The organism is Ferrimonas balearica DSM 9799 (assembly GCF_000148645.1).
In the GTDB taxonomy this organism is placed as follows: Bacteria; Pseudomonadota; Gammaproteobacteria; order Enterobacterales; family Shewanellaceae; genus Ferrimonas; species Ferrimonas balearica.
The window spans coordinates 1,597,862-1,621,702 of the sequence record NC_014541.1; the positions used below are offsets into that span (position 1 = coordinate 1,597,862).

Sequence of the window (23,841 nt, forward strand, 5' to 3'; positions counted from 1 at the left end):
TTTTTCTCGGCGCACCCCGCGCCCGGGGACGGCAACTGCCATACTCACCCTGTAGTGACGTTGTAGGAGTTGTGGTTCCCATGCGCCTGATGTTCGTTATCCTGTTTTGCATCTGCAGCGGGGTCGCGATGGGGGGAGACCGCAAGCCACTATGGTTTGCTGATTCACGCCAGGAACAGGCGGCACGGGAACTTGAGGGACAATTGGCGATCCTGGCGGCAGCGGATCTGGATCCCCGTTTTGATGACCTGCAGTGGCGGTTAGCTCAGGCCTCCGGGCCGGAGCAGGCCAGCCTGTTGTATACCGAAGCCTACCTGTTGGTGCGCGCCTTCTGGCGCGAGGTACACCGTTTTCCTCCCGGCCAGCTTGATCTGAACGCGCCTCTGTCACTGATGCCTGAGCCGGGGTTTGCCAGTGCCATGGCGCACGATGCCGCCAAGGGTAGGTTGTATGAGCGGGTGCTGGCGCTGGAGCCGCCCGTGCCGCACTATCTGGCCTTCAGCAATCGCTTGCGCAAGCTGCACCATCTGGCCAGGCAACCGCCGTTGGCGATTGGGGCCTGGGGGGTGATCAAACCCGGTGAGCACCACGCCGAGGTGGCGCCGATTCGCCGGCAACTGGCCCGTCTCGGGGACTACCCGGGCCGCACCGACAGCCTGCGTTACGACGGCGGCATGGTGGCGGCGGTACAGCAGTTTCAGCGCCGTCATGGGCTAAAAGCCGATGGCGTTATCGGGCCGCGAACCCGTCACTGGCTGCGGCTGGATTATCAAGAGCGTGCGCGCTTGCTGGCGCGTGCACTCGTGCGCCAGGCCCATGATCGGCACTATTTCGCACCGGACCACCTGCTGGTCAACATTCCCGACTACCGACTCGACTGGGTTCAGGACGGCCAGTCCCGCTTCAGCGCCCGAGTGGTGGTGGGGATGCCCTCCCGACGCACCCCAAGGATGCACAGTGAACTGCGTAGCGTGGTGGTTAATCCCTACTGGAACGTACCCAACTCCATCATGCGGAAGGACCTGCTGCCCCGGATCCTGACCGACGGCAGCTACGTCCAGCGCAACCGCTTTGAGGTGCTGGACTCGGAGAACCGGCCACTCTGGCTCTCGCCGGATGAACTCTCCCGCCTGGCTTACCAGGGCTTCCCCTATCGACTGCGCCAGCGTCCCGGCCCGGGCAATTCGCTGGGGCGGTATAAATTCCACCTGATAAACAGTCAGGCCATCTACCTCCATGACACCCCGAAACAGCGGCTGTTTGAACGCAGCACCCGGGCGTTTTCTTCTGGCTGCATCCGGGTTGAGAACGCCGACCTGCTGGCGGACCTGCTGCTGCAGGCCCAGTCCCCCGAAGGGCCGCCATTGAAGCGTTATCTGAATGCCAGTGGGCCACGTTGGTTGACCCTACAGCAACCTCTGGCGGTTTACCTGGTGTATTGGAGTGCCTGGATGGATGGGGGGCGCGCTCAGTTTCGAAGTGACATCTACGAGCTCGAAAAAGCAGCAATTGGTCGCCAGCCCGCCCTGACCGCGAGCCTGGACAAAAATAAGGAATAAGAGTGACTTGCCGGGGTAAGCTGTTTTTGGACTAAGTTATGGCAGAACAAAGCACTTGAAAGGTCAAAAAGTGATCGGTAGGGTGGGCCCACTAATGAACGGGAAGGAGACACTTCCCGAATAATAAAATGGATTTGGTTTACGGGTTCATCATGTCAGAGATCTGCACTTTGCGACGGCGCCTGCTGGGCGGCGCCGGGGCCACATTGATGTTGGCTGGCCTTCCAGGCGTTGCCCATGCCAGTCTGCAGTCGCCCAATGCGCCATTGCGCGCCCTCAGCTTTTATAACCGCCATACCGGTGAGCGCACCACTGCCGAGTTTTGGGGCGAAGGCCATTACCTCCAATCCGGGCTGTCTCAGCTCGACACCGTGCTGCGCGATCACCGGGTCAACGAAGTGGCCCCCATCGACCGCGGTCTTTACGAGCTGGTATACCAACTGGCCGAAAAGCTGGACTACCACAAAGATATCCACCTTATTTCCGGCTACCGCAGCATGAAGACCAACGAGATGCTGGCCGCACGCTCTGGTGGCGTGGCCAAACGCAGCTACCACACCAAGGCGATGGCGGTGGATATTGCCATGCCGGGCGTGGCCCTGTCGGACCTGCGCAAAGCCGCGTTGTCCCTGCAAGGTGGCGGTGTGGGGTACTATCCGCGTTCCGGTTTTGTCCATGTCGATACCGGCCCGGTGCGACGTTGGTAAAACACCACAAATCCCGCTTGTTGGCGGCTTTCGCGCTGTGATAGAATCCGCCGGCTTTTAAAAGCAAAGTGCCGACGTTGGTCGCAAACGTCGGCATCTTTTTTTCTATTTTTGAGGTTTTACCTATGTCTTTCGTATTCGAAGCTAAAGTCCGCACCGACGCGGGGAAAGGTGCGAGCCGCCGCCTGCGTCACGCTGGTCTGATCCCGGCCATCATCTACGGTGGCAACGCTGAGCCGGTTTCCATCGAACTGGATCACGACAAAATCCTGCACGCTCAGGACGAAGACGCTTTCTACACTGCCGAACTGACCATCGTTGTTGATGGCAAAGAGGAAAAAGTAAAAGCGCAAGCCATGCAGCGTCACCCCTACAAGCCGAAAGTCACCCACATCGACTTTAAGCGCGTTTAATCGCCAGCTTGTATGAAAAAGGCACCTTCGGGTGCCTTTTTCTGTTTTGGGCTGTCTAACCTTATCTTTCCAGCCACCTTTTGGGAGCGAAACGATGATATTGGCCCGATTGCGCCGGTTACTGTCCAGTGAGCAGGACTCCGGCATCAAGCAAAGTGAAGTGGACGCGCGGCTGGCGTGCGCCGCCCTGCTGTTGGAGGTGTCCCGCAGTGATGGCAGCCAGAGCCCGGAGGAGAAAGCGGCGATTTGGCATCTGTTGGAGGAGGGGTTCTCGCTGTCGGAGCGGGAACTGCGCCTGCTGTTTGACCAGGCCCTGGAGGTGAGTGAGGAGGCGTCGGATCTGTTTGCCTTTACCTCGGTGGCCAAGAAGAACCTGAGCCAGGCCCAGAAAATCGCCCTGATCCAGGGGCTGTGGCGGGTCGCTTATGCCGATGGCGACCTGGACCCTCAGGAGGAGGGGGTGATCCGCAAGGTGGCGGACCTGCTCTACGTCAGCCACGGCGATTACATTCAGGCCAAGCTGGCCGCGCAGCCGGCGCAGTAGCCGCGTTCAGCCGTGGGCATAAAAAACGGGGCCAATCGGCCCCGTTTTTTGATCAGTGCGCTTTAGTGGCCGCTGTTCACCGGCGCCAGCTCACCGTCATCGTCCAGCTTGACCTGGCTCCAGCCGTGCATATATGCCAGCGCCTCGTCGATGGCGTGGCGTAGCTGCTCCGGCTCAGGCTCGGCGCCTTCACGCCAGGCAACGGCGTGTTCTTCATCGCTGCCCAGGGTGGCCACATAGCCAAGCAGGCTGGCGCAGGACTCCACCTCTTGGAACTGCTCGTCGGTGAGCAGCTCCTGCCACGCTTCCTTGAGGAACAGGAAGCCGGTCATAAAGCCGGCCAGCCAGTGTCGCAGAGGCTGCGGTACCTGGCGTTGGTTCAGGGCATCCAGATGCTCGCTCATCTCCAGCGGCATCAGGCGCTGTTTCAGGTGCACTTCGTCGTGCAGCTGGTTGAAGAGGGTGAACAGGCGCTCCATGATTTTGGCTTCAAAGGGCCAGTACTCTTTCTCCGGCTCCACCCCAGCGATGGCGCTGCTCCAGCTGGACGGGTCCAGGGTGCGGGGGTGGCAATGCAGATGGGCCAGGAAACCTTTGGCCTGCAGCAGGTCCATACCGCCGTGCTGGGCGCATTCATTGAGGACTTCGGTCAGTCTCTTTTCGTCGTGTTTCGTCAGTTTCTCTTTCATGGTCTCAGCCGGGTTGGAACCGTGGTGAATAGGGTCGCATGTTTGCGAAGCTTTGCCAGCGCTATCACCCCATAACTGTGCGCCAGATCCCTGCTGGTGTGCATCCGGCACCGATTGGTTTGCGCGCAAGGGCAATGATATAACGGACTTTCCTGGATTATGCCGTATCAAGGACGAAATATGTTCACCCTCCCCATCGACGATGACATCAAGTTGGCCCTGCTCGGGCCGGAACACGCCGCCCGGCTGTTTGAGTTGGTTCTGGCCAACCGCGACCACCTCAGCCATTTCCTCGCCTGGCCGGGCCTGGTGCAGCAGCAGGAAGACAGCCGCCAGTACCTGTGCCAGATGCTGGGGGAGTATGGTGAGGGCCACAGCCTGACCTGCGGTGTGCTGCTGGATAACGAGCTGGTGGGGATGATGGATCTGCGCGGCCTCGATGCCCGCCGGGTGGGGGTTCTGGGTTACTGGCTGGCGGAGGCTTACCAGGGGCGGGGCATCGTCACCCGTGCCGCCCGAGGCTTAATCCGCTATGGTTTTGTGCAACTGGAACTGGAAAAGATCGAGCTGCGCTGCGCGGTCAGTAACCACCGCAGCCAGGCGGTGGCGGAGCGGTTGGGCTGCGAGCTGGAGGGCACTCTGCGCCGCGCCGAGTTGGTTAATGGTCACTGTTTTGATCACCGTGTTTACGGCCTGATGCGTAATCAATGGCAATCGGGTTAATGGGTTATCGTTGCACTTGCAGGGCGGTGAAGATTGTCGATAAGGTAGCCGCCATCACCACAGCGTTTGGTTTTAGGACGAGATGAAACCCGGAATTCACTACCACTGTCCCGCCTGTGAGCAGGCCCAGCAGATGAGCGCCCAGCGCTTTGCCGACCTGATGAAGCACCAGAGTTGGCCCTGCGACGGCTGTAACGTGAAGCTGGAGGTTAACGCCAGTGACCGCCCGGCCCTGGCAGAGCGCATCGGCCAGTATCGACAGCAGGCCAGCAAGCATCTGCTGCCCATCGGCTTGCTGCTGGTCACCATCGTGATGCACCTCAATGGCGTGATTGGTGACGCTCTGTTGGCACTGGGCTTTGCCCTGAGTTTTGTCGGTTTGATGTGGGTGCGTCGCCTGACGCTGCCGTCACTGACGCTGGGGGTCAGCCGACTGGGGCAGGGCGATAACGACGGGTAAAACGACAACGGGGCCAATGGCCCCGTTTTTGGTTGTGCTGATGCGGTGGCTGCCTTGCTTCATTGGCTTTTGCCTGCGCTTCCAATATGTTAGGCAAACATTGATGTAACCGTTTGCATGGAGTGGAGCATGGCATTGCAGTGGACCGGTGTTTACGCCGCCTGGATAGGTTTGATCACCCTGGCCCTGGCCTGGGGAGTGGTACGGCAGCGCCGGGCCCTGAAAGTTGGGGTGGGCGATGCTGACAACCGTGATCTTCAGTTGCGGGTTCGTGCCCACGCCAACCTCATTGAATACGCCCCCATCGCCCTGATCCTGCTGGGTTGCATTGAAGCCAGCGGGGCGCCGTTGTGGCTGGTGCATGGCGCAGGAGCCACCCTGGTGCTGGGGCGGGTGTTGCACCCCTGGGGGCTGGTCGGAGGCAACGGCGGTTACCACCCGGGCCGCCTGCTTGGCACCCTGCTCACCTGGCTGGCCATTCTGGTGCCGGCCCTTTATCTGCTGGTGAACCCGTTGCTCTGAACCTCAGGCGGCCCGACGCTGAGCCAGCGCCTCGACCACCCGCTGGCACTGGCGCTCAATCGCCAACACCTGATGACGCGGCATCCCCCGTGGCCAGGCCTCGTTCAGCAGCGCCAGCAGCTTTTCGCACACCGGGCTCAGGTAGGGGGCCAGGCTGTGCATCGCCATCAGCAGTTGGAGCTTGGCCTGCTCATCGCGGCCATCCGCCACTTTCTGCCACTGGCCATAAAGCTGCTCCAGTGCGGTCATGTTGGCGTGAAAACGCGCCTCCAGATGGGCGAGCATCGCCGCTCTGGCCTCGACCATCATCTCCTCGGTGCTCTGTGCCAGCGCGGTACGGGCCATCTCCATGGCGCGACGAAAGTCCGCTTCAAAGGAGAGCGTCAGCAGCAGGTGGGCCAGGTGCTGGAAGTCGTAAAAGTGGCTGAGCTGGCCATTGCGACTGAGCGCGAGTGTCAGTGCCACCGCTTCTTTGATGCGTCCGGTCAGCAGCAGCAGGTGGGCTTTGGCCAGTTGCACCGGCCCCCTGGCGTCTTCCGCTTTAATCTGTCCCAACAGCTTGGTGATCAGTTGCAGGCACTGGGGACGTTCCGGTTCCGGCAACAGGTCATGCGCCATCAGCAGGCGTCGAACCCGGTTAACCCGGGTGTAGACGGTGTCCCGATAGGTGCCTTTGCACTTGGCACTGAAAGCGTCGTAGGCCTTAACCATGCCCATGGCGTCATCGACGCAATAGCACAGGTCGGAGATCAACCCCTCCCGGTGCGAAGTGTCGTGGGCCAACCGGTGGGCCGCCTGCAGGTGCGCGATGGATTCCGGGATCTTGGTGGATGACAGGTGGTAGCGACTCAGGCAATCCAGCGCATCAATGGTGACACGACGACTTTCTATCAGCGGCGTCAGCAGTGCCAGCGCCTCCTCAGTCTCACCCAGATCCAGATGGGTGTTGGCCAGACCGAGGCGGGCCCAGTCGGCGCCGCTTTGCTCCAGCGCGCACTGATACAGCACCTTGGCTTCGCTGAAGAAACGCAGCTTGCGCAGAATGCGGCCCTGGGTTTCCCGCAAGACCGGCAGGTACTGCGGATGCCAGACCGCCAATTCGTCACACAGGCGGATGGCTTCCTCATGCTGGCCGGCGCTGATCGCCTGATGCAGTGGCAGCAGGGCATAGCGACGACGCAGGGCGCGGTCGATGCGCTGTTTCAGCATCTCCGGATTCAGCGGTTTCAGCAGGTATTCATCCGGCTTGAGGTCGAGCATGGCGTGCACCACGTTGCCTTTGGCTTCGCCGGTGATGACGATAAAGACCGTGGTATCGCAGATCCAGTGCTGGTGGCGCAACTCCTCCAGGATCTGGCGTCCATTGAGGCCCTCGCCAAAGTTGAAGTCGCACAGAACGATGTCCACCGGCTCGGTCTGCTCCTGCGCCAGCCGCAGGCACTCCTTGCCGGTTTTGGCCAGCAGGATATGTTCATCGCGAAACCCCTGGCGGCGCAGCATCAGGCGCAGAAAGGACTGCACCGGTGGCGCATCGTCGGCCACCAGTACCCGAAGGTGGGCGTAGTCGGGGGCTTTGCTCATGGGGACTCCCGGGTTACCTGGGTCAGCTCCCGGTTAACCGCCAGATAGGCGTCGCCGATGGCGGACCAGTCCTGTTCGCGGATCGCCTCGCCCATGGTGCTCAGGCTCGGCATCTCTAGACCCAGCATGGCGCGGCATCCCTCCATCTTGTGGTGCAGGGCTTGGGCCTGCCCGGCATCTTTGCGCATGATGGCGCGGGCCAGCTGGCGCAGGTCTTCGGCGGTGGTGTCCGCAAACAGGTGCAGCAGTTGTGCTTGCTCTGCCGCACTCAGGGCATCCAGCGGGGCCGGTTGGTCACCCAGGCCAAAGCTGGCGACAAGACGATCGAGCTGGGCCGCGTTGATCGGTTTCTCCAGCACCTCGTCAAATGCCATATGGGCTTCTGCGGGCAGCGCAGATCCGCTCCAGGCCACCATCAGGCACTGGTCACCAAACTTGCTCCGAAGATTGCGGGCCAGCAGGTGCCCCGGCAGCTCCGGCATGCACTGGTCAATCACCACCATGGCCGGGGTTTCGCCGCAGTCACTGATCACCTGCTCGACAGTGAGCGGGCAGGTCAGCGCGCAGGTGCGGCAACCGCGGGCGAGCAGCGCTTGTTCCAGCAACATGGCGTTGATGGCGTTATCGTCCACCACGATACAGAGTGGCTCAGTCATTATTGTTATTCTCCACGATGGCCAGGGCTTGCTCGAAATCAAAGCCGTCCAGGGCCTTTATCAGGGCATGATGTTGCTCATCCGTCAGGTTCAGGCTCGCCGGGGTCATCCCGCCGACCCAGATCAGCGCTTGGGTGTCGCCCATCCGCAGGGCATCGATAAATTCGGTTCGGGTGGTTTTGACCTCTTGAGTGCTGGGCTCCGCCTGGAACGCCAGCTTGCGACGAATGCCCTTGGCCAGTTTCCGCGCCTGTTGCCGCAGCAGGTTGCGCAGGGTGTCATCATCGCTTTGTTCCGCCTGGTGACACAGCCAGTACAAGGCGTTGGCCCCCAGGTTGCCCGCCACCCCTTTGAGGTTGTGCAGCGCCTTCTGGAACTGGGTCTCCTCCGCCCACTGCTGGCTGGCAAACTCGGTCAGTTGGTCAGCAAACAGCGCCAGGGCCTTGTGCAGTATCGGGCGTTGCCCGCCGGCATTCTGCAGCGCCAAATCCATATCGATACCGTCGATTTGACACACGTTCAATGCTTTGCGCGGTGGCTCCGGCACCGCCACGCTGTGGCCCAGCCAATGAGACAGGGTCTGTTGCAGCTGTTCTATCTGGATCGGTTTATCGACCGCATCGTCAAAGCCGCTTTGCCACATCCGCGCTTTTTCCTCCGGCAGGACATAGGCACTGAGCGCGATGATCGGCGCAGAGCAATGGCCTTCGCTCTTGATGTGGCGTACCGCATCAAAGCCATCCATCACCGGCATATGGCAATCCATCAGGATCAGGTCGTAATCCCGGCGTTTAACCTGTTCCACCGCCTCCAGGCCGTTCTCCACCAGGTCGAGCTGCCACTGCAGTGGCGCCAATAAGCCCAACATCAGCTCACGGTTGATGGCGTTGTCCTCCACCACCAACACCCGCTTACCAGCGGGCAGGCCACTCAGGCCCGGGCCGTGTTTATGGGGCACCTCCCGCTCCTGTTCCGGTTGCAGGATGCGACTGATGGCACGGGCCAAGCGAGGGCTGGTCAGTGGCAGGGCCAGGGCGTTCTCCTCGATGGTGTTGACCGCGCCGCCCCATTGGGGGCGCAGGCGCAGTACCGGCAGCGAGGTCTCGGGCAGCGGTTCGTCGCCGAGCACCACCAACAGGTGGGGGTCACTGATGTCCCCCTCCTCAAAGTCACAGTCGCAGGGCAGCACGATGCCGTGATAGGCGGTCCAGCTGCGCCAGTCGGCGGGACGAGCCTGCAGGCCGTTGTGCCACTTAATGCGCACCCCGGAGAGAGCGGTAATGCGCTGGTGCGGCGGTCGGGTATCCAGCTCGGCCAACGGGAAATGGGCACGCAGGGCAAAGCGACTGCCCACACCCTGCTGGCTGTGCACCGTGAGCAAGGCGTTCATGGCGCTGGCGATGCCGTGACAGATGGTCAGGCCCAGGCCGGTGCCGCCAAAGCGTCGGGTGGTGGCCGGGTCGCCCTGCTCAAAGGGCTGAAACAGGGTTTCCAGATGCTCCGGAGCGATGCCCACGCCGGTATCTTCCACGGTGAACTCCAGTTCAACGCTGCGCTCCTGGCGACGGTGGACACGCACCGTCAAGCGAACTTCCCCGCGCTGGGTAAACTTGACCGCATTGCTGGCCAGGTTGAGCAGCACCTGGCCCAGACGCCAAGGGTCACCCACCAGGCCGGCGGGCACATCGGCGCCCACGTCAATCCGCCAGTCGAGTCGTTTATCCCGGGCACTGAAGGCGGTCATCGCGTCGATATGTTCCAGTACCGTGTGCAGGTCGAAGGGGTTGCTCTCCAGCACCAGCTTGCCCGCTTCCACTTTGCTGACGTCGAGGATGTCATCCAGCAGGCGCAGCAGGCCCTGACCGGATTGCTGAACCCGCTGCAGCCAGTTGGTTACCTTGGCGGGCAGCGGCTCTTTCAGCGCCAGTTGGCTCAGGCCGATGATGGCGTTCATGGGGTTACGGATCTCATGGCTCATATTGGCGAGGAAGCGGGCCTTGGCGTCTGCCGCCTTTTGCGCCTCATGCACCGCCAGAGAGAGGTCGTCCAGCACCCGCAGTGACGCCCGGCGGGAGCGCAGCAGGGTAAACACCAGAATAAAGGTGGCCAGGGTAAACATCAGCGCCATCAGCACCAACAGGTGCACCAGATCGTAGGATTGCTGCAGCGTCCTGCGATGGTTCGCCAATGCTGAGTTCATGGTGTCAGACAGCGTCTGCGCGCGATTGACCACCGTCGTACTCAGGTCGTTGTAGTCCATCTTTAGGGTACCGACCTGAACCACCGCAACTTTGTAGCGTTCAACGCATTGCAACAGATTATGGAGTTCCGTTCTGTTGAGCTGGGACTCCATGGCCATCAGTCGCTGGGTGGCCTGATCCACTTGCGACAGGTAGTTCGCCATATGGGACTGGGTGAAGTCGCGTTGCTGGACATTAACCGGCCGGCGTTGACTGTTGTTGGTGGCATCAGACAACGCGCTGATCAGCTTGGTCAGCGCCTGTTGCAGATGCGCCGGGTCAACGGTCCCGGCATTCTCATTGTCTTGGACCCCCACCACCGGAAAGGAGATGATCTGCTCTTTGATCCGGAAGTAGTGATCCCGGGTCTGGTTGTAACTGAGCGTGAACTTCGGCATGGTTTCGAGCAGTTTGATGACGGATTGCCGGTAATCCCGGTACAGCGGCTCGAGCCCCTGCATATCCGGGTAGCGCTCCAGCACCCGTTCAACCTCCTGCTGGAACTCCTTTAACTCATGCTCCACCAGCGGCATGTCTTGGCCTTTTTGTTCCCGCATCAGGATCATCTCGGCGATGCGCACTTCGTCCAGCGCCATCTGCATCTGGGAGATGTCGCGGTATGCGGTGTAATCATTGACCACCCGGCTGATGATGCTGATGCTGCCTATGGCCGCCAGCATCAGCAGCAGGATCACCAGGGCAAAGGCCATAAACAGGCGCGACAGTGACTGCCGCTCCTGTTGGCCGCGGGCCAGAATTTGGTCCAATTGGCTCATGTAGTTAATCTCGGTAGGTCTGGCTGATCGCCACCATGGCGCTTTGCTGATTCAGGAAGTGACGAACCAATACCGGGTCCAGATGGCCACCTGCGCTTTGTTCGATAATGGTCATGGCCTGCTCCAGGCTCAGCGCCGGCTTGTAGGGGCGCACGCTGACCAGGGCATCAAACACGTCAGCAACGGCGACGATGCGGGCCTCCAGCGGGATGGCATCACCCGCCAGCCCATGGGGATAGCCAGCGCCATCGAACCGCTCATGGTGGTGCAGGGCGATGGCGCGCGCCATCACCATCACACTGGCGTCGTCCCCCTCCAGCAGCTGCGCACCCAGCTCAGTGTGGGTTTTCATCACTTGCCACTCGGCGTCGTTAAGCTTGCCCGGTTTGCCGAGGATGGCGTCGGGGATGCCGATCTTGCCGATGTCGTGCAGCGGTGCGGCGTAGAACAGGTCTTCACACCAGGCGGGATCACAGCCGTGAGCCTGGGCGATCAGGCGGGCATAGTGCGCCACTCGCAGGACATGCAGGCCGGTCTCTTCATCTTTAAAGGCGGTGGCCTTGGCGAGCTTTTCAATCATCACCAGGCGCGAGCGTTGCAGTTCGTTGGCCTCGTGTTTCAAGGCCTGCAGCAAGCCCAGCTTGCGGTGCTGTGCCGCCAGTTGGGCGCGCACCCGGTGCATCACCGAGGGGCCGTGAAACGGCTTGCGGATATAGTCGATGGCACCGCATTCAAAGCCACGCACCTCATCTTCCGGTGCGGAGTTGACGGAGATAAAGATCACCGGCACATCGGCGTGGCGAGGGTCTGCCTTAATCTGTTGGCACAGGGTGTAGCCGTCGATGTCCGGCATCACGATGTCCAGCAGGATCAGGTCGGGGCTGCCGATCTCCAGGCGTGCTAAAGCCTGCTGGCCGTTGCGGGCCACCAGTACGCGAAAATGGGCTCCCAGAATTCCGGTGAGCAACTGCAGGTTTTCCGGGCTGTCATCCACGATCAGCACAGTGGCCCGCTCTTGAGCGATCAAAGTCATGGCGTTTCCAAGGGTCTGCCACGCCGAAAGCGCGGCGACAGCAAAGGGCTCCGCCGTGCATCAGCCGGCAGGGCTGATCACAGAAACGGAGTCGCGCATTCAATGCGATAAAGATGTCGACGTTTGGACTGTCGATGCGGTTTCCGGACAGCGTCCTGCGTGTCGTTGAGGCGGAAACAAAATAGGGCCAGACCTGAGGAAGGTGTGACCGGGTAGCTACAGAGGACTGTGGGAGGGAACCTCTTATCTACCTTCCGGAGCCGAGTATGAATAAGACCCGTGGATCCGGCGGCGGGAATTTACGCAGCGGTGGATTTTAGGTCAACGATAATCGCAGAAAAGTTGCGTGCGAGATGCGGAATTCATGATCCGCTGCACAGATTGAAATGCACCGGCGACAGCCCCGAGTGTGAATCGCTAACCCCCTTGAGTCAAAACGAAAAAAGTTCAACGATCAGCGTATCTTGAGCGCCGATGTTGAACTCGATTTCCGGGGTTTTCTGAATCCGACTCGCGGTCGGATTGCCCGGCTTTTGGAGGCGGCCCCGAACCAGAGTGGCGACCACAAACGAGGCCATTCAGCACCTTGGCCAGTGGCGCAGCGGCCACTGGCCAAGGGTCAGTCGATGTCGAAGGAGTAGTAGAGGTCGAGAGACTGCTCAGTATTCTCCGCCGCTGCGGACACCGCTTCCAGCCACAGTCTTTGCAGCAGGTAATAGCGCACCGTCAGTTCGTTGATGCTCTCACCAAACACCCCAACGCCGTACTTGAGGAACAGCCGCTTACCCAGGTAGCCGCTGATGGTGACCTGAGTGTCCTCACCGTCACTCTCGGTATCCAGCACCACGTTCTGGAACCCCAGCCCCTCGCCGATGGTGGTGAACACCCCTTCCGTGGTGTTGACGCCAAGGCCCAGGGCGGCGGACGCGAACAGGGCGCTGCCGCCGTCCGAGCTGTTCAGGCCCTGACCCCGGGTGATGTAGGAGAGGATCTCCTGCTGCTCCATGGCGGGGCTGGAGAACAGCGTCATTTGCGGCGAGTTGGGGGTGCCGGTCAGGCGCAGCCCAGCGGTGACGTCTTCAGACTCGATGATGCGCACCGCTTCCACATCCAAGTTGGGCAGAGTCGGCGGGCCGTTAAAGGTGGCCATGCCCCGGCGGATGGTGAGACGTTGGCCAAAGGCGCGGAATACCCCGTCCAGCAGGTTCAGGTCACCGTAGGCCTGCATCGGCTGGCCCGGCTGTTGGCGCAGGGTCAGTTTACCGCCGACATTGCCGGTCAGGCCGAAGGCGCTGACCTTCAGTTTGTTCTCAATCTCAATGTCCATATTGAGGTCGAGGTGGCTGCTGACCGGGGAGGCGGTTTCCTCCTGCTGGTCGATGTAGACCACGTCATCGGACACCGCGACCGCCCCTTCCGGCAGGGAGGAGAGGGTAAAGCTGCCCTCCGGGACTTTCACTGTACCCCGTACCCGAACCCGCTCCGGCGTCAGTTCAAAGCGCATCTGGGGCGAGGCTTCCAGCATCAGCATCGGCGGGTAGAGGATGGAGAGGCGCTCCCCAATCAGAGCCAGTTCACCCCGAACGCCGTCAGCCCAGTTCAGGGTGCCATTCAGGTCGGCTTTCCCCTGACCCATCTGGACGTCACCATCCACCTCCACCTGGCTGCCGGTGAAGATAAGCCGCAGGTCCATGTCTTTCAGCTCGGTGGGGTTTACCACCGCCTTAAACCGCCCCTGGGTCAGGGCCAGCTCGCCATTCAGTTGCGGTTCCCGCAGGGTGCCGGAGAAGGTCAGGTCTCCCCCCAGGGTGGCCTGGGCGTCGGACAGCGAGGGCAGCCAGGCCAGGTAGGGTTCAAGTTGCAGCGCCGTGGTGCGCAGGTGACCGGACAGCGCGTAGGGGGCTTCCGGCCCTAGGTTGATCGCCATATCCACGCTCTTGGCGTCGTCAATCTGGGTCTTGAACTGCAGCGCCAGCCCCTCCTGATTCAGGGTTGCCAGCAGGTCAATCGAGTTCCACTCGATGCGGCTTGGCGGCAGGCCACCGCCGCGGCGCAGCACCAGGCTGCCGTCGCGGTCGTGCAGTTGCGCTTGCAGGTAGGGCAGTTGTCCCGGTTGCCAGCTGATGTAGGCCTCCCCTTCGATGCGACTCTTGGGCCGCATCCTCGGCGGCAGGATCTTTTTCAGTGCTTTGCGCACCTGGGCATCGAGACTGAGCGCCACCGCGCCACGGGGGCCAAGCAGAGCGGGGCCCTTGAGGCAAAGGTCGACACCACTGCCTTGCCAGCAGTGTTCACCCAGGACGATGGCCTGACGCTTCTGGTCGTAGTTGAGCATCGCAGGCAGGTTGGTTTGCCACTGGCCGTAAGGCGTACCGATGGCGCCATTGAGGACGGCACCTCGCCAGTAGCCGGCTTCCGGGTAGTAGTTCCCTCCCAGCGCCAGCGCGGCATTGATCTCCCCGGACAGACTGATGTCTAGATCCTGACGCAGCCGGTTACCCAGGCCCCGCACCTGAACCGGCCCCAGGCGGGTGCCAGCCAGATGCAGGTCACCGGTATTGAGGTTGAGTTGAGCCTGGTGGTCGCGGCGGGGCCAGTAGGCCAGCACCAGATCGGCGCGGTCGGTCAGGTACTCGTCATATCCGGGTTTGCGCGAGCTCAGCACCAGATCCAGCTTGGGGTCGCCCACCGGGCCGGTCAGCTGCAGCGTGGCCTTGGCATCGCCGGACAGTTCCGGCAGCCAGCTCGCCAGCGAGTCGGCGCGCAGGGTGCCATTCAGTGCCCATTCACCATCGACGATGGCGCCATTGAGCTTCAGGGTGGTTTGGTTGATGGTCAGATCGAGTTGGTCGGCATCCCCCTGCCAGTCGCTGTTGAGCGCCAGCCCGCCCTGCAGCCGCAGCGGATAATCCCACAGCATGCCGGTCAGGTCGGCATTGTCGATGTCGATGGCCCAGCGATCCGGTTGGTCCTCAATGGCCTGGTAGTAGCCCTGGGTGCTGGCTTTGCCATCCAGTTGCAGGGTCAGGTCCGGGTGGAGGTTGGACAGATCGAGATCGTCAGCGGTGATGCTGGCCTGCCAATCAAGCTGCTCGCCGTAGTTGAGGTGGCCCTGGAAACTGGCCTGGCCCAGATCACCGTCCACCTGCGCCTGCTGGACGGTCAGGGTGCCGGGGTGGTGTTCCACCGCGACCTGTACTTCGCCACTGGTGTAGCCAGCGGCACTCAGTTGGCCCTGAAGTTCAGCCCGTTGCTGATTCAGGTCGCCACTGGCGGTCAGACGGACGTTTTCCCCCTGATATTCCGCGTCACCCTGCAGTGGCCAGCGCAGCTGACTGGCATTGAGGCTGAGCTGGAACGGCATCGAGGGCAGGCCCAATTCAATCTGGCCCTTGACATTGCCGGTCAGCGCCCCCTCGGTGTCGAGGGTGAAGCGCAGGTCGGTCAGTCGCTGCTCGGCGGTGGCGTGAACCTGATGGCCTGCCAGCTCCGGCAGCCAGAGCAGTTCGCCCATTTCGCCTTCCACTTCGGCATCGATGCCATAGCCATCTTCGAAATCCATCCAGACCCGCCCGGTCAGCGAGGCCCAGTTATGGCGCACTTCGATATGGGGCAGGCTCAATACAGTGTGTTGCCAGCTACCAAGGAAGCTCAGGTGCTCGACCCGGTGATCCATCCAGCCCACCTGTACCCGGGCGTCCCGGGCCAGGGCCTGCTGCACGTCGATGGCAAAGGGCAGGTCAACCTCGGGCAGGTGTGCCATGGCCCAGCGTTCCAGTTCGTCACCGGTGGGGGCGGGCTGTACCGCCGGTTCGGCGTCGCCCTCATCGTCATCGCCCAGCGGGATGTTGATGTCGGCGCCGTCCAACTGCAGGCGCTCCACCGCAATGCGGGTACTGGCCACTTCGGCGGCGGCCCGCAGACGCACCGCCTTGTAGGTCATGTCGTTGACCCGGACATCAATATTGCGCAGGTCCAGGTTGTCACCAAGAATGCTGAAGGGCAGGCCCATGCCGGTGTAGCCATCGGGGCCGGGCTGTCGGGGTGGGGCGGGCGGTGCTTCCGGTTCGTCGCTGCCGCCGGCACCGATCTGGTCCGTGTCGATGGCCACACGGACCCCATCGATATCGAGGCCATCGACGCAGATCTGTTTGTTGAGCAGGCAACCCAGCCGCCACTGGCCATCAAGGTGGTCAACCTCGACGTCGATGCCGGACATGGTAAAGCGCACGTCGCTCAGCTGCAGGCCGCGATTGATCTTGCCGCCCTGGTAGTTCAGCGACAGCCCCGGCACGGTGGCATCGGCGATGGCCGCCACCATCCGGCTGCCGACCGGAGTGCCGATCAGCAGCGCCAACAGCACCAGCAGTGCCAGGGGCAAAAAGGTGAGAATCAGCACAATGCGGCGGATCATAATTCGGCTCCGATACTGATGTGGAGCATGGGGCTGGCATCGGGATCGGTAAAGCCGTAACCCACTTCAATCTTGATCGGACCCACCGGCGAGATCCAGTGGACGCCGCCCCCAAACGATGCCTCGAAGTCGATGGCGTCGGAGTCGTTGGTGTCAAAGGCGTTACCGCCATCAAAGAAGGCTGCCAGGCGCCAACTGGGCGTGAGGTAGTACTGATACTCAATGGAGCCGACCAGCAGGTAGCGCCCCCCCACCAACAGTTCTGTGGTGCCGCCTTCGCCGTCGTCCACCGTGATTTTGGGGCCCAGCGACTGGTAGCTGAAACCGCGAATCGATTGGTCACCACCGGCGAAGAAGCGCAGTGAGGGCGCCAGTTCGAGCAGGTCCTCATCGGCGATGACGTTGATGCCGATGTCGGCCCGGGCGGTCAGGCGGTGGCGCTCTATCGGCGTATACACCGCCCGCAACTGGCTGCGGAAGCGGGTGATGCGCTGATCGGAGCCCCAAACGGTGTCGGCGTGTTCCAGCAGGTAGAACTGGCGCAGCCCGTCGGTGGGGTCGAGTGGCGGGCCCCGGCGCTGGGTGCGGCTGAAGCTGATGCCTGGCATCAGGTATTTGGCGCTGTGGTCCTGCGGGCCCTGCACCCAATCTTCATAGAGGAAACGGGCGGAGAGGGTGCGGGTCCAGCGGTTGCCCATCACGGTGCGCCGGCCAAAGCTGGTCTGGTACTGGCTGGAGTCGATGTCGCCAAACTCCTCTTTGCCGACACTGGCGTTGAACACCAGTTTGTCGTTGATCGGGTGATCAAAGGGGATGCGGTAATCGAAGCTGAGCTTGGGGTTGACCTTGGACAGCTCCGCTTTGGTCTCCTGGCTGTGGCCGTGCCGGTTGACCACCGGGGTTCGCCAGGTGGTGGAGATGCGCGCTTCGGTGTCGGTGGCGTAACCCACACCCAGATCGATGGAGTGGCGGGGCGGGGGCGACAGCCCGGCCTCAATGGGGACGATGCCATCCACCGCCTGCTCCGGATGGGGCAACACTTTCACATCCTGGAAGTAGCCGGAGCCGAGCAGGGTACTGGTCAGTCGCGCAACCTGGTCCGCGTGGTAGGGGGTGCCGGGGGTAAAGGGCACCATCTCCTGCAGCAGTGAGGGTTTGAGCTCGGAAGACCAGAAGTTCACTTCCCCAAGGCGATAGCGACGGCCGCTGTCGTACAGCAGCACCAGATTGGCTTTATTGGCATCCCGATCCACCTCAATACGGTGCTGCGCCATGCTGCCATCGAAGTAGCCACGAACCAGCCCCAGTGTTTGCAGGTCGGATTTCAGTGTCTCGTACTTACCGTGATGAACGATGTCACCGGGCTGGATGTCGATGCGGTTAATGCGGTCGGTAAATGCGGGGTCATTGCGGGCATCCCCCTCCAGCAGGACGATCACCTCGTCGTAGCGCATCGGCTCCCCCCGGTCGACGGTCAGGGTCAGGATCCAGTTCGGGTCGGTGCGTTCCACCTTGGTGTTGAATACCGCCTGGTAGTACCCCAGTGCCTGCATCGCTTCCTCGGCCTTGTCCTCCAGGGTAAACAGGAAGCTGGCCCGTTCGGCGGCGGTTTTGGGCAGTGGCGAGAGGTGGGCGCGCAGGTTTCGGGCCAGATTGCCCCGGACCCCTTCCACTTTCAGCTCCAGTCCCCCCTCTTTGACCTCCCGCTGCATGGCATCGCGGACGGGGCGTCGGCGTTCAGAGGTGGCCTTGCCCTCCGTGGGCTCACCGGCGGCGAGAATCAACACCCAACGGCTGCCGATCTCCTCCAGTTTGGCGGTGATGGGGCGGGCATCTTCGCCCAGAGCTTCAAGGCTTCGCTGGGCGGATTGTTCCGCCTCTTTGACAAAGTTGGGATCGGTCGGCGCCTGGCCATCCCACTGTGGCAGCAGGTCCACCAGACGTTTGCCCACCTCCTCCCCGAGTCCCACCACTTTAATGGTGAGATCGGCAACCGGATGGGGCAGCTCGGTGATGGGCTCCGGCGGTGCTTCTGCGGGGTCTGCCCAGGCCGGCGTCATCAGCATCAGCAACGCGGCAATGAGTAGGGGCAGGGCTCGAAGCAAAGGGGGATCTCCAGTCTGACGGGGCGAGGGAGGCGCAATTAAGGTAATGATAATTCGAAAGTACCAAGTCGTGGAGGGGGGATTGAAGGTAAATTTGTATCTGTCGCATTTGCCTCCTGTTTGAAACGCCTTTTGGGTAAGGAAAGAGAACACGGTTTGAGGGCCAAGTTTGAGGACACCGGATGAGTACATAGTTTGGTAGGCCCGGTTTATGTCACACTGCGGTCACGGAATCTTCCACGACAAGGACGCAACATCGTGAAATCGGCACTGCTGGCGGTGGCCCTGACCGCCCTGACCCTCTCCCCGGCTGCCCAAGCCAAACCGACGCCCATTGCCCTCGCCATCCACGGCGGCGCCGGCACCATCGACCCGGACAACATGAGCGAGGCCCAGCGTGAGGCGGTGACCGCCAAGCTGGACCAGGCATTGATGGCGGGATACGCGCTGCTGGAGCAGGGCAAACCGGCTTTGGATGCGGTGGAAGCCGCAGTAAGGGTGCTGGAGGACTCACCGCTGTTTAATGCCGGTGTTGGTGCGGTGTACACCTGGGATGAACGGCACGAGCTGGACGCCTCCATCATGGATGGGGCCACGCTGGAGGCGGGCGCTGTGGCCGGCGTCACGACGGTGCGTAACCCCATCTCGCTGGCACGCCGGGTGATGACTGACTCCGCCCACGTGATGCTGTCTGGCCAGGGGGCCGAGCAGTTTGCGCAATCCCAGGGTCTGGAGCAGGTGGCCAACAGCCACTTCGACACCGAGCGCCGGCTGCAGAGCCTGCATAAAGCCAAGGCGAAAATTCAGGCACAGGAAGCGGTCAGTCACCAGGCCGCCGTAGCGACACTGGATGACCACTACAAGATGGGCACCGTGGGCGCAGTGGCACTGGACCGAAACGGCAATCTGGCGGCGGCCACCAGCACCGGCGGCATGACCGCCAAGCGTTGGGGTCGGATTGGTGACAGCCCGGTCATTGGCGCGGGCACTTACGCGGATAACGACTCCTGTGCGGTGTCCGCCACCGGCCACGGCGAATTCTTTATTCGCTACAACGTGGCGGCGGACATCTGTGCCCGGGCCAAGTACCAGGGCATCCCCCTGGCAGCGGCCTCCGATACCGTGATCAACCAACGCCTGGTGGCGGCGGGCGGTACCGGTGGGGTGATCACCGTCGACCCGCAGGGCCGGGTGGCGATGCCGTTCAATACCCAGGGGATGTACCGCGCCAGCATCGATGCCGAAGGCAATAAGACGGTTGCCATCTGGGGCACGTCGCAGTAACCCGCCGTTCATTCGACCCGGCCGACTGCGGCAATCGCATTTGCCACAGGGACATCGCGGTCGGGGCCGACTACCTTTATAGGGAGTCAACTGGCCCACTAGGGGGAAGGATGGAATCGGTAAAAGTCATTGATTATATGGAGCGTCACCCGGTCAAGCTGACGCCTGACACACCACTGTCCAGTGCCGTTGAGATGCTGCTGTCCAAAGGGCAGGCGGGGGCACCCGTAGTAGATGCGGAGTCACACCTGTTGGGCTTTATCTCGGAGCAGGACTGCCTGGCCAAGCTGCTGGAAAGCTCCTATCACTGCGACCTGACTGCCAAGGTCGAGGATGTGATGCGCACAGATGTCCTGTCCACCACGCCGGATGATTCGGTGCTGTCGCTGGCGGAGATGATGCTGGGGCAGAAGCCGAAGATCTATCCGGTGGTGGAATCCGGCCGGGTTGTTGGCATCATCGATCGCAGCCGGGTGCTGCAGGCCATCGGTACCCACCTGAAGGTGTGTTTCCGTCACGCCGTCTGAACGCTGCCGCAGACGGGTTACTCACAACGGCGCGGGAAACCGCGCCGTTGTTGTAGGTCGAATGGGATCACGTTTTGACAAAAAAGCATAAGTCCCACGGATTTGTTGTTAAGAAAATCTGCAATTCAGATGCGACTTTCCCTTACTATTAGGGGTTAGCGAAGTTCATGGAGAGTGACGATGAGAGATCGGGTCTGGGAACAACTGCGCAGCGAAGCGGAGGTGATCACCCGCAGTGAGCCGCTGTTAACCAGTTACGTCCACACCTGCATTCTGAGCCACCGCAGTTTAGGCGGCGCACTCAGTTTTATCCTGTCCAACCAGATGGCTGACGAAGTGATGTCGGCGATGGTACTGAGAGAGTTGCTGGAGGGGGCGTATCACGCCGATCCCAACATCATCAATTGTGCCGCCCACGATATGGAAGCGGTGTACCACCGCGACCCGGCTGCCAAGAGTTTCCTCTCGGTGCTGCTCAACCTCAAAGGTTTCCAATCCATTCAGACTCACCGTCTGGCCCATCACCTCTGGCACAACGGCCGGGAGGAGCTGGCGCTGTTCCTGCAAAGCCGCAACTCTCAGGTGTATGGGGTGGATATCCACCCGGCTGCCCGCATCGGTAAAGGGGTGATGTTCGACCACGCCACCGGCATCGTGGTGGGTGAGACCGCCGTGATTGAGGACAACGTCTCCATTTTGCAGTCGGTCACCCTCGGGGGCACCGGCAACGAATCCGGCGACCGTCACCCCAAGGTACGCAGTGGCGTGATGATCGGCGCGGGGGCCAAGGTGCTGGGCAATATCGAAGTGGGCGAGGGCGCCAAGATCGGCGCTGGCTCCGTGGTGGTCAACCCGGTACCGCCCCACGTTACCGTGGTGGGGGTGCCCGCCAAGATCATTGGCCGACCCGGCTGCGACTCCCCCTGCGACACCATGGATCAGAGTCTGCTGGGTGTCGGCGCCGACATCGGCGCCGGGATCTGAGCCCTTCACAACAGTCATCAGGCGGCCCGGGGCCGCCTTTTTTGATCCAACACAACGTTGATCGCTGCTCAGCTTCTAGACTAAGACTCAGAACGGTAACCATTTTCCCGGGTTGCCGACTCAGGGAGCGAGGGGGATGCATGGGGCAAAACATTCAAAAAACGGCCTTTACTGAGCAGGACCATGAACGCTTTGTCCAACGCATTAAAGCGGATATGGAAACGCTGGAGGGGCTGCTCAACACACCGGGTTGGGGTGTTGGGCCCCGCACCATCGGCGCGGAACTGGAGTTGTACCTGACCGACCCAAAGGGGCGACCGGCGCGGCGCAATATGGAAGTGCTGGCGCTGGCCAAAGACCCCCTGCTGACCGAAGAACTCAACCGCTTTAACCTTGAATTCAACTGCCCCTACACCCTATGTCGGGGGCGTCCATTTGAGTGGCTGGGGCAGCGCATTGATGAGCGGCTGACCAGCCTTCGATCCTTGATCAAACCCCATCAGCTGGAGGTGACGCCCATCGGCATTTTGCCCACCCTTGTGGCGGAGGATTTTGGCCTAGCGTCGATGACGGACAGCCCCCGCTATCATGCGCTGACCGAGATCCTCTCCAAGCGCCGCGGTGGCCCCTTTCAGATCTGCATCCAGGGCAAAGACCGCCTGGTGATGAGCACCGATGACATGACTCTGGAGGGGGCCAACACCTCGTTTCAGGTTCATCTGAGGGTCAGTCCTGATGAGTTCGCCTCCTGGTACAACGCCGTCCAACTGGCCTCACCCTTTGTGTTGGCACTGGCGGCCAACTCACCGCTGTTTATGGGCCACCGACTCTGGCACGAAACCCGGCTGCCGCTGTTCAAACAGTCCATCGATTGTCGCAACCTGTGCCGGATGACCTGGAATCCCCCCGCCCGGGTCTCCTTTGGCAAAGGCTATGTGCGCCACAGCGCCATTGAGCTGTTCCGCCAGGGCATCAGCCTGATGCCGGTGTTGCTGCCGGAGTGTGACGAACATGGCGGGGACCGGCCGGGCCGTGGCCCGGCGCTGAAGGCGCTGCGCCTGCATCAGGGCACCGTCTGGAGCTGGAATCGGGCGGTGTATGATGACGCCGACGGCGGCCACCTGCGCATCGAACTGCGCAGCTTACCGGCCGGGCCCACCACCATCGATATGCTGGCCAATGCCGCGCTGGCCATCGGGCTGGCCTCGGCCCTGCGGCCCCAGATTGATCGCCTGATGGATCAGATCCCCTTCGAGTTTGCCGAGTACAACTTCTACCGTGCTGGTCAGTCGGGGCTGGGGGCGGACATGCTGTGGCCGGATCAGGACGGCGTGCTTCGGGAGATGCCGCTGGACGCGTTGATGCCGTCACTGCTGGATCAGGCTGAGGCGGCGTTGCAGGAGATGGGCATCGACCCGGTCGAAGCGCAGCGCCTGATGGAGGTGCATCGGGCGCGTCTGGCAGCGGGGCAGAATGGTGCTCGCTGGCAACTGGGATGTCTGCAGGCGCTGGAGTCGACCCTGGGGCGACAGGCGGCGCTGGCGGAGATGTTTGCCCGCTACCGCCAACACAGCATCGAGGGGCGACCAGTGACGGAGTGGCCCTGTCCATGAGCATCGAGTTTGATACCCAATGGCCCACGCAGGCCCAGCGCCAACGTGGCCTGCTGGAGTGGGTCAAGGCGCAGCCCCGCCCCTGCTGGCTGACCTGGCCGGGGCGGGATCCCTCCCGCCACCGGGTGGTGGTGACCCTGCTGCACGGCAATGAACCCTCCGGTTTAAAAGCGTTGTGGACCCTGATGGCGTCCCCGCCCCAGTGCGCCGTAACCAGCCACTTCTGCATTGCCCACCTTGAAGCGGCCCGACTGGATGGCGGCTTTGTCCATCGTCACGCGCCAGGCCGGCCGGACCTGAATCGATGCTTCGGGCGGGCCGGACTGGGCTGGGAGTATGGGCTGGCACATGCGATCGCTGAGCGCATCCGGTCACTGCAACCGGAAGCGGTGGTCGATCTGCACAACACCTCCGGCAGTGGACCCAGCTTTGCGGTCAGCATGGCGGACACCCCGGCGCACCGGGCCCTGGCCAGCCGCTTCACAGAGCGGATGCTGCGCACTCAGGTACGGTTGGGAGCGCTGATGGAGCTGACCACCCCGCAAACCCCCATTGTCACCATTGAGTGTGGCGGTGCGATGGACCCCGCCTCCGACGAGGTGGCGCGGGCTGGACTGTTGCGTTTTCTGGCGGATGATCCGCTGCTGGATGAGCCCCGCGGGGCCTGGCCGCTGGAGGTGCTGCACCGTCCGGTGCGGGTACAGCTGGCGCCGGGTTGTCGCATCGATTACGGCGTTGGTCCGGTGGACGGGTGCGATCTTGTGTTGCCGCCGGACATTGAACAGTGCAATTTCGGCTGGCTGGATGGCGGCACCGAGCTGGGTTGGCTCGGTCCCGATGGGCTGGGGGCGCTGCGCCTGTCCGATGGCCTGGGCGAGCTGGCGGTGGAGCAGTGGTTTGTTGAGCGGCAAGGGCGGCTCTGTCTGCGTCAACCCGGCAAGCTGTTTATGATCACCAGCAACCCCAGCATCGCCCTGTCTGATTGCCTCTTTTATATGGTCAAGGCGTGAC

At 62.0% G+C, this 23,841-nt stretch carries 20 protein-coding genes; 12 read left to right on the forward strand and 8 right to left on the reverse strand.

Annotation, left to right across the window (positions count from 1 at the left end; genetic code table 11):
• The first annotated feature begins 80 nt into the window (after nt 1-80).
• The 4 genes from FBAL_RS07255 to FBAL_RS07270 all read left to right on the forward strand — a co-directional run bounded on the left by FBAL_RS07255 (nt 81) and on the right by FBAL_RS07270 (nt 3,223).
• Nucleotides 81-1,559 (forward strand): L,D-transpeptidase family protein, encoded by a 1,479-nt coding sequence (locus FBAL_RS07255; RefSeq protein ID WP_013344936.1) that lies wholly within the window; start codon nt 81-83, stop codon nt 1,557-1,559.
• Nucleotides 1,560-1,711: 152 nt separating this feature from the next.
• Nucleotides 1,712-2,266 (forward strand): peptidoglycan L,D-endopeptidase MepK, encoded by a 555-nt coding sequence (mepK, locus tag FBAL_RS07260; RefSeq protein WP_013344937.1) that lies wholly within the window; start codon nt 1,712-1,714, stop codon nt 2,264-2,266.
• Nucleotides 2,267-2,391: 125 nt separating this feature from the next.
• Nucleotides 2,392-2,679: a 50S ribosomal protein L25 gene (rplY, locus tag FBAL_RS07265; protein WP_013344938.1), complete on the forward strand. Its 288-nt coding sequence runs from the start codon at nt 2,392-2,394 to the stop codon at nt 2,677-2,679.
• A 94-nt stretch (nt 2,680-2,773) separates the two neighbouring features.
• Nucleotides 2,774-3,223, forward strand: a complete 450-nt coding sequence (locus FBAL_RS07270; RefSeq protein ID WP_013344939.1) for a tellurite resistance TerB family protein — start codon at nt 2,774-2,776, stop codon at nt 3,221-3,223.
• A 62-nt stretch (nt 3,224-3,285) separates the two neighbouring features.
• Here the strand turns inward: FBAL_RS07270 and FBAL_RS07275 are convergent, their stop codons facing one another.
• Nucleotides 3,286-3,912 carry a UPF0149 family protein gene (locus tag FBAL_RS07275; protein WP_013344940.1) on the reverse strand — a complete coding sequence of 209 codons (627 nt, stop codon included), beginning with the start codon at nt 3,910-3,912 and terminating at the stop codon, nt 3,286-3,288.
• Between the two features lie 180 nt (nt 3,913-4,092).
• Between FBAL_RS07275 and FBAL_RS07280 the strand changes: the two genes are divergently transcribed.
• From FBAL_RS07280 to FBAL_RS07290, 3 genes are all read left to right on the forward strand, one after another.
• Nucleotides 4,093-4,635, forward strand: a complete 543-nt coding sequence (locus FBAL_RS07280) for a GNAT family N-acetyltransferase (RefSeq protein WP_013344941.1) — start codon at nt 4,093-4,095, stop codon at nt 4,633-4,635.
• A gap of 82 nt (nt 4,636-4,717) precedes the next feature.
• Nucleotides 4,718-5,095 (forward strand): hypothetical protein, encoded by a 378-nt coding sequence (locus FBAL_RS07285; RefSeq protein WP_013344942.1) that lies wholly within the window; start codon nt 4,718-4,720, stop codon nt 5,093-5,095.
• A gap of 129 nt (nt 5,096-5,224) precedes the next feature.
• Entirely contained in the window at nt 5,225-5,617 is a 393-nt protein-coding gene (locus FBAL_RS07290) for an MAPEG family protein (RefSeq protein WP_013344943.1), read from the forward strand.
• Between the two features lie 3 nt (nt 5,618-5,620).
• On the opposite strand, the gene FBAL_RS07295 is transcribed toward FBAL_RS07290, so the two are convergent.
• From FBAL_RS07295 to FBAL_RS07320, 7 genes are all read right to left on the reverse strand, one after another.
• Nucleotides 5,621-7,198, reverse strand: coding sequence for a response regulator (locus FBAL_RS07295; protein ID WP_013344944.1), 1,578 nt, complete (start codon nt 7,196-7,198; stop codon nt 5,621-5,623).
• On the reverse strand, nt 7,195-7,854 hold the full coding sequence (locus FBAL_RS19535; protein WP_013344945.1) for a response regulator: 660 nt from the start codon (nt 7,852-7,854) through the stop codon (nt 7,195-7,197). Before FBAL_RS19535 ends, FBAL_RS07295 begins: the two co-directional genes overlap by 4 nt.
• Entirely contained in the window at nt 7,847-10,870 is a 3,024-nt protein-coding gene (locus tag FBAL_RS07305) for a hybrid sensor histidine kinase/response regulator (protein WP_013344946.1), read from the reverse strand. The genes FBAL_RS19535 and FBAL_RS07305 overlap by 8 nt, the downstream gene beginning before the upstream one ends.
• Nucleotides 10,871-10,874: 4 nt before the next feature.
• On the reverse strand, nt 10,875-11,903 hold the full coding sequence (locus FBAL_RS07310) for a response regulator (RefSeq protein ID WP_013344947.1): 1,029 nt from the start codon (nt 11,901-11,903) through the stop codon (nt 10,875-10,877).
• A gap of 431 nt (nt 11,904-12,334) precedes the next feature.
• On the reverse strand, nt 12,335-12,481 hold the full coding sequence (locus tag FBAL_RS20425; RefSeq protein ID WP_013344948.1) for a hypothetical protein: 147 nt from the start codon (nt 12,479-12,481) through the stop codon (nt 12,335-12,337).
• A gap of 41 nt (nt 12,482-12,522) precedes the next feature.
• Nucleotides 12,523-16,317 carry an autotransporter assembly complex protein TamB gene (gene tamB, locus FBAL_RS07315; protein WP_013344949.1) on the reverse strand — a complete coding sequence of 1,265 codons (3,795 nt, stop codon included), beginning with the start codon at nt 16,315-16,317 and terminating at the stop codon, nt 12,523-12,525.
• Complete coding sequence (locus tag FBAL_RS07320) at nt 16,314-18,422, reverse strand: autotransporter assembly complex protein TamA (protein ID WP_013344950.1); 2,109 nt, start codon at nt 18,420-18,422, stop codon at nt 16,314-16,316. Before FBAL_RS07320 ends, tamB begins: the two co-directional genes overlap by 4 nt.
• Nucleotides 18,423-18,677: 255 nt before the next feature.
• On the opposite strand from FBAL_RS07320, the gene FBAL_RS07325 reads away from it, so the two are divergent.
• The 5 genes from FBAL_RS07325 to FBAL_RS07345 all read left to right on the forward strand — a co-directional run bounded on the left by FBAL_RS07325 (nt 18,678) and on the right by FBAL_RS07345 (nt 23,840).
• A complete protein-coding gene (locus tag FBAL_RS07325) occupies nt 18,678-19,706 on the forward strand; it encodes an isoaspartyl peptidase/L-asparaginase family protein (RefSeq protein WP_041251581.1) in 1,029 nt (342 codons plus the stop codon).
• 110 nt (nt 19,707-19,816) lie between these two features.
• Complete coding sequence (locus FBAL_RS07330) at nt 19,817-20,233, forward strand: CBS domain-containing protein (RefSeq protein WP_013344952.1); 417 nt, start codon at nt 19,817-19,819, stop codon at nt 20,231-20,233.
• 180 nt (nt 20,234-20,413) lie between these two features.
• Nucleotides 20,414-21,217: a serine O-acetyltransferase gene (gene cysE / locus FBAL_RS07335; RefSeq protein WP_013344953.1), complete on the forward strand. Its 804-nt coding sequence runs from the start codon at nt 20,414-20,416 to the stop codon at nt 21,215-21,217.
• 140 nt (nt 21,218-21,357) lie between these two features.
• Entirely contained in the window at nt 21,358-22,830 is a 1,473-nt protein-coding gene (locus FBAL_RS07340) for a glutamate-cysteine ligase family protein (RefSeq protein WP_013344954.1), read from the forward strand.
• Nucleotides 22,827-23,840, forward strand: coding sequence for a M14 family metallopeptidase (locus FBAL_RS07345; RefSeq protein ID WP_013344955.1), 1,014 nt, complete (start codon nt 22,827-22,829; stop codon nt 23,838-23,840). Before FBAL_RS07340 ends, FBAL_RS07345 begins: the two co-directional genes overlap by 4 nt.
• Nucleotide 23,841: the final 1 nt, after the last annotated feature.

Bases quoted from the DNA above. Each gene is read 5' to 3' on its own strand.
- FBAL_RS07305 (WP_013344946.1), bottom strand. From the start codon at position 10,870: ATGAGCCAATTGGACCAAATTCTGGCCCGCGGCCAACAGGAGCGGCAG.
- FBAL_RS07285 (WP_013344942.1), top strand. From the start codon at position 4,718: ATGAAACCCGGAATTCACTACCACTGTCCCGCCTGTGAGCAGGCCCAG.
- FBAL_RS07345 (WP_013344955.1), top strand. From the start codon at position 22,827: ATGAGCATCGAGTTTGATACCCAATGGCCCACGCAGGCCCAGCGCCAA.
- FBAL_RS07340 (WP_013344954.1), top strand. From the start codon at position 21,358: ATGGGGCAAAACATTCAAAAAACGGCCTTTACTGAGCAGGACCATGAA.
- FBAL_RS07275 (WP_013344940.1), bottom strand. From the start codon at position 3,912: ATGAAAGAGAAACTGACGAAACACGACGAAAAGAGACTGACCGAAGTC.
- FBAL_RS07280 (WP_013344941.1), top strand. From the start codon at position 4,093: ATGTTCACCCTCCCCATCGACGATGACATCAAGTTGGCCCTGCTCGGG.
- FBAL_RS07270 (WP_013344939.1), top strand. From the start codon at position 2,774: ATGATATTGGCCCGATTGCGCCGGTTACTGTCCAGTGAGCAGGACTCC.
- rplY (WP_013344938.1), top strand. From the start codon at position 2,392: ATGTCTTTCGTATTCGAAGCTAAAGTCCGCACCGACGCGGGGAAAGGT.
- mepK (WP_013344937.1), top strand. From the start codon at position 1,712: ATGTCAGAGATCTGCACTTTGCGACGGCGCCTGCTGGGCGGCGCCGGG.
- FBAL_RS19535 (WP_013344945.1), bottom strand. From the start codon at position 7,854: ATGACTGAGCCACTCTGTATCGTGGTGGACGATAACGCCATCAACGCC.
- FBAL_RS07295 (WP_013344944.1), bottom strand. From the start codon at position 7,198: ATGAGCAAAGCCCCCGACTACGCCCACCTTCGGGTACTGGTGGCCGAC.
- FBAL_RS07330 (WP_013344952.1), top strand. From the start codon at position 19,817: ATGGAATCGGTAAAAGTCATTGATTATATGGAGCGTCACCCGGTCAAG.
- cysE (WP_013344953.1), top strand. From the start codon at position 20,414: ATGAGAGATCGGGTCTGGGAACAACTGCGCAGCGAAGCGGAGGTGATC.
- FBAL_RS07255 (WP_013344936.1), top strand. From the start codon at position 81: ATGCGCCTGATGTTCGTTATCCTGTTTTGCATCTGCAGCGGGGTCGCG.
- FBAL_RS20425 (WP_013344948.1), bottom strand. From the start codon at position 12,481: ATGGCCTCGTTTGTGGTCGCCACTCTGGTTCGGGGCCGCCTCCAAAAG.
- FBAL_RS07290 (WP_013344943.1), top strand. From the start codon at position 5,225: ATGGCATTGCAGTGGACCGGTGTTTACGCCGCCTGGATAGGTTTGATC.
- tamB (WP_013344949.1), bottom strand. From the start codon at position 16,317: ATGATCCGCCGCATTGTGCTGATTCTCACCTTTTTGCCCCTGGCACTG.
- FBAL_RS07310 (WP_013344947.1), bottom strand. From the start codon at position 11,903: ATGACTTTGATCGCTCAAGAGCGGGCCACTGTGCTGATCGTGGATGAC.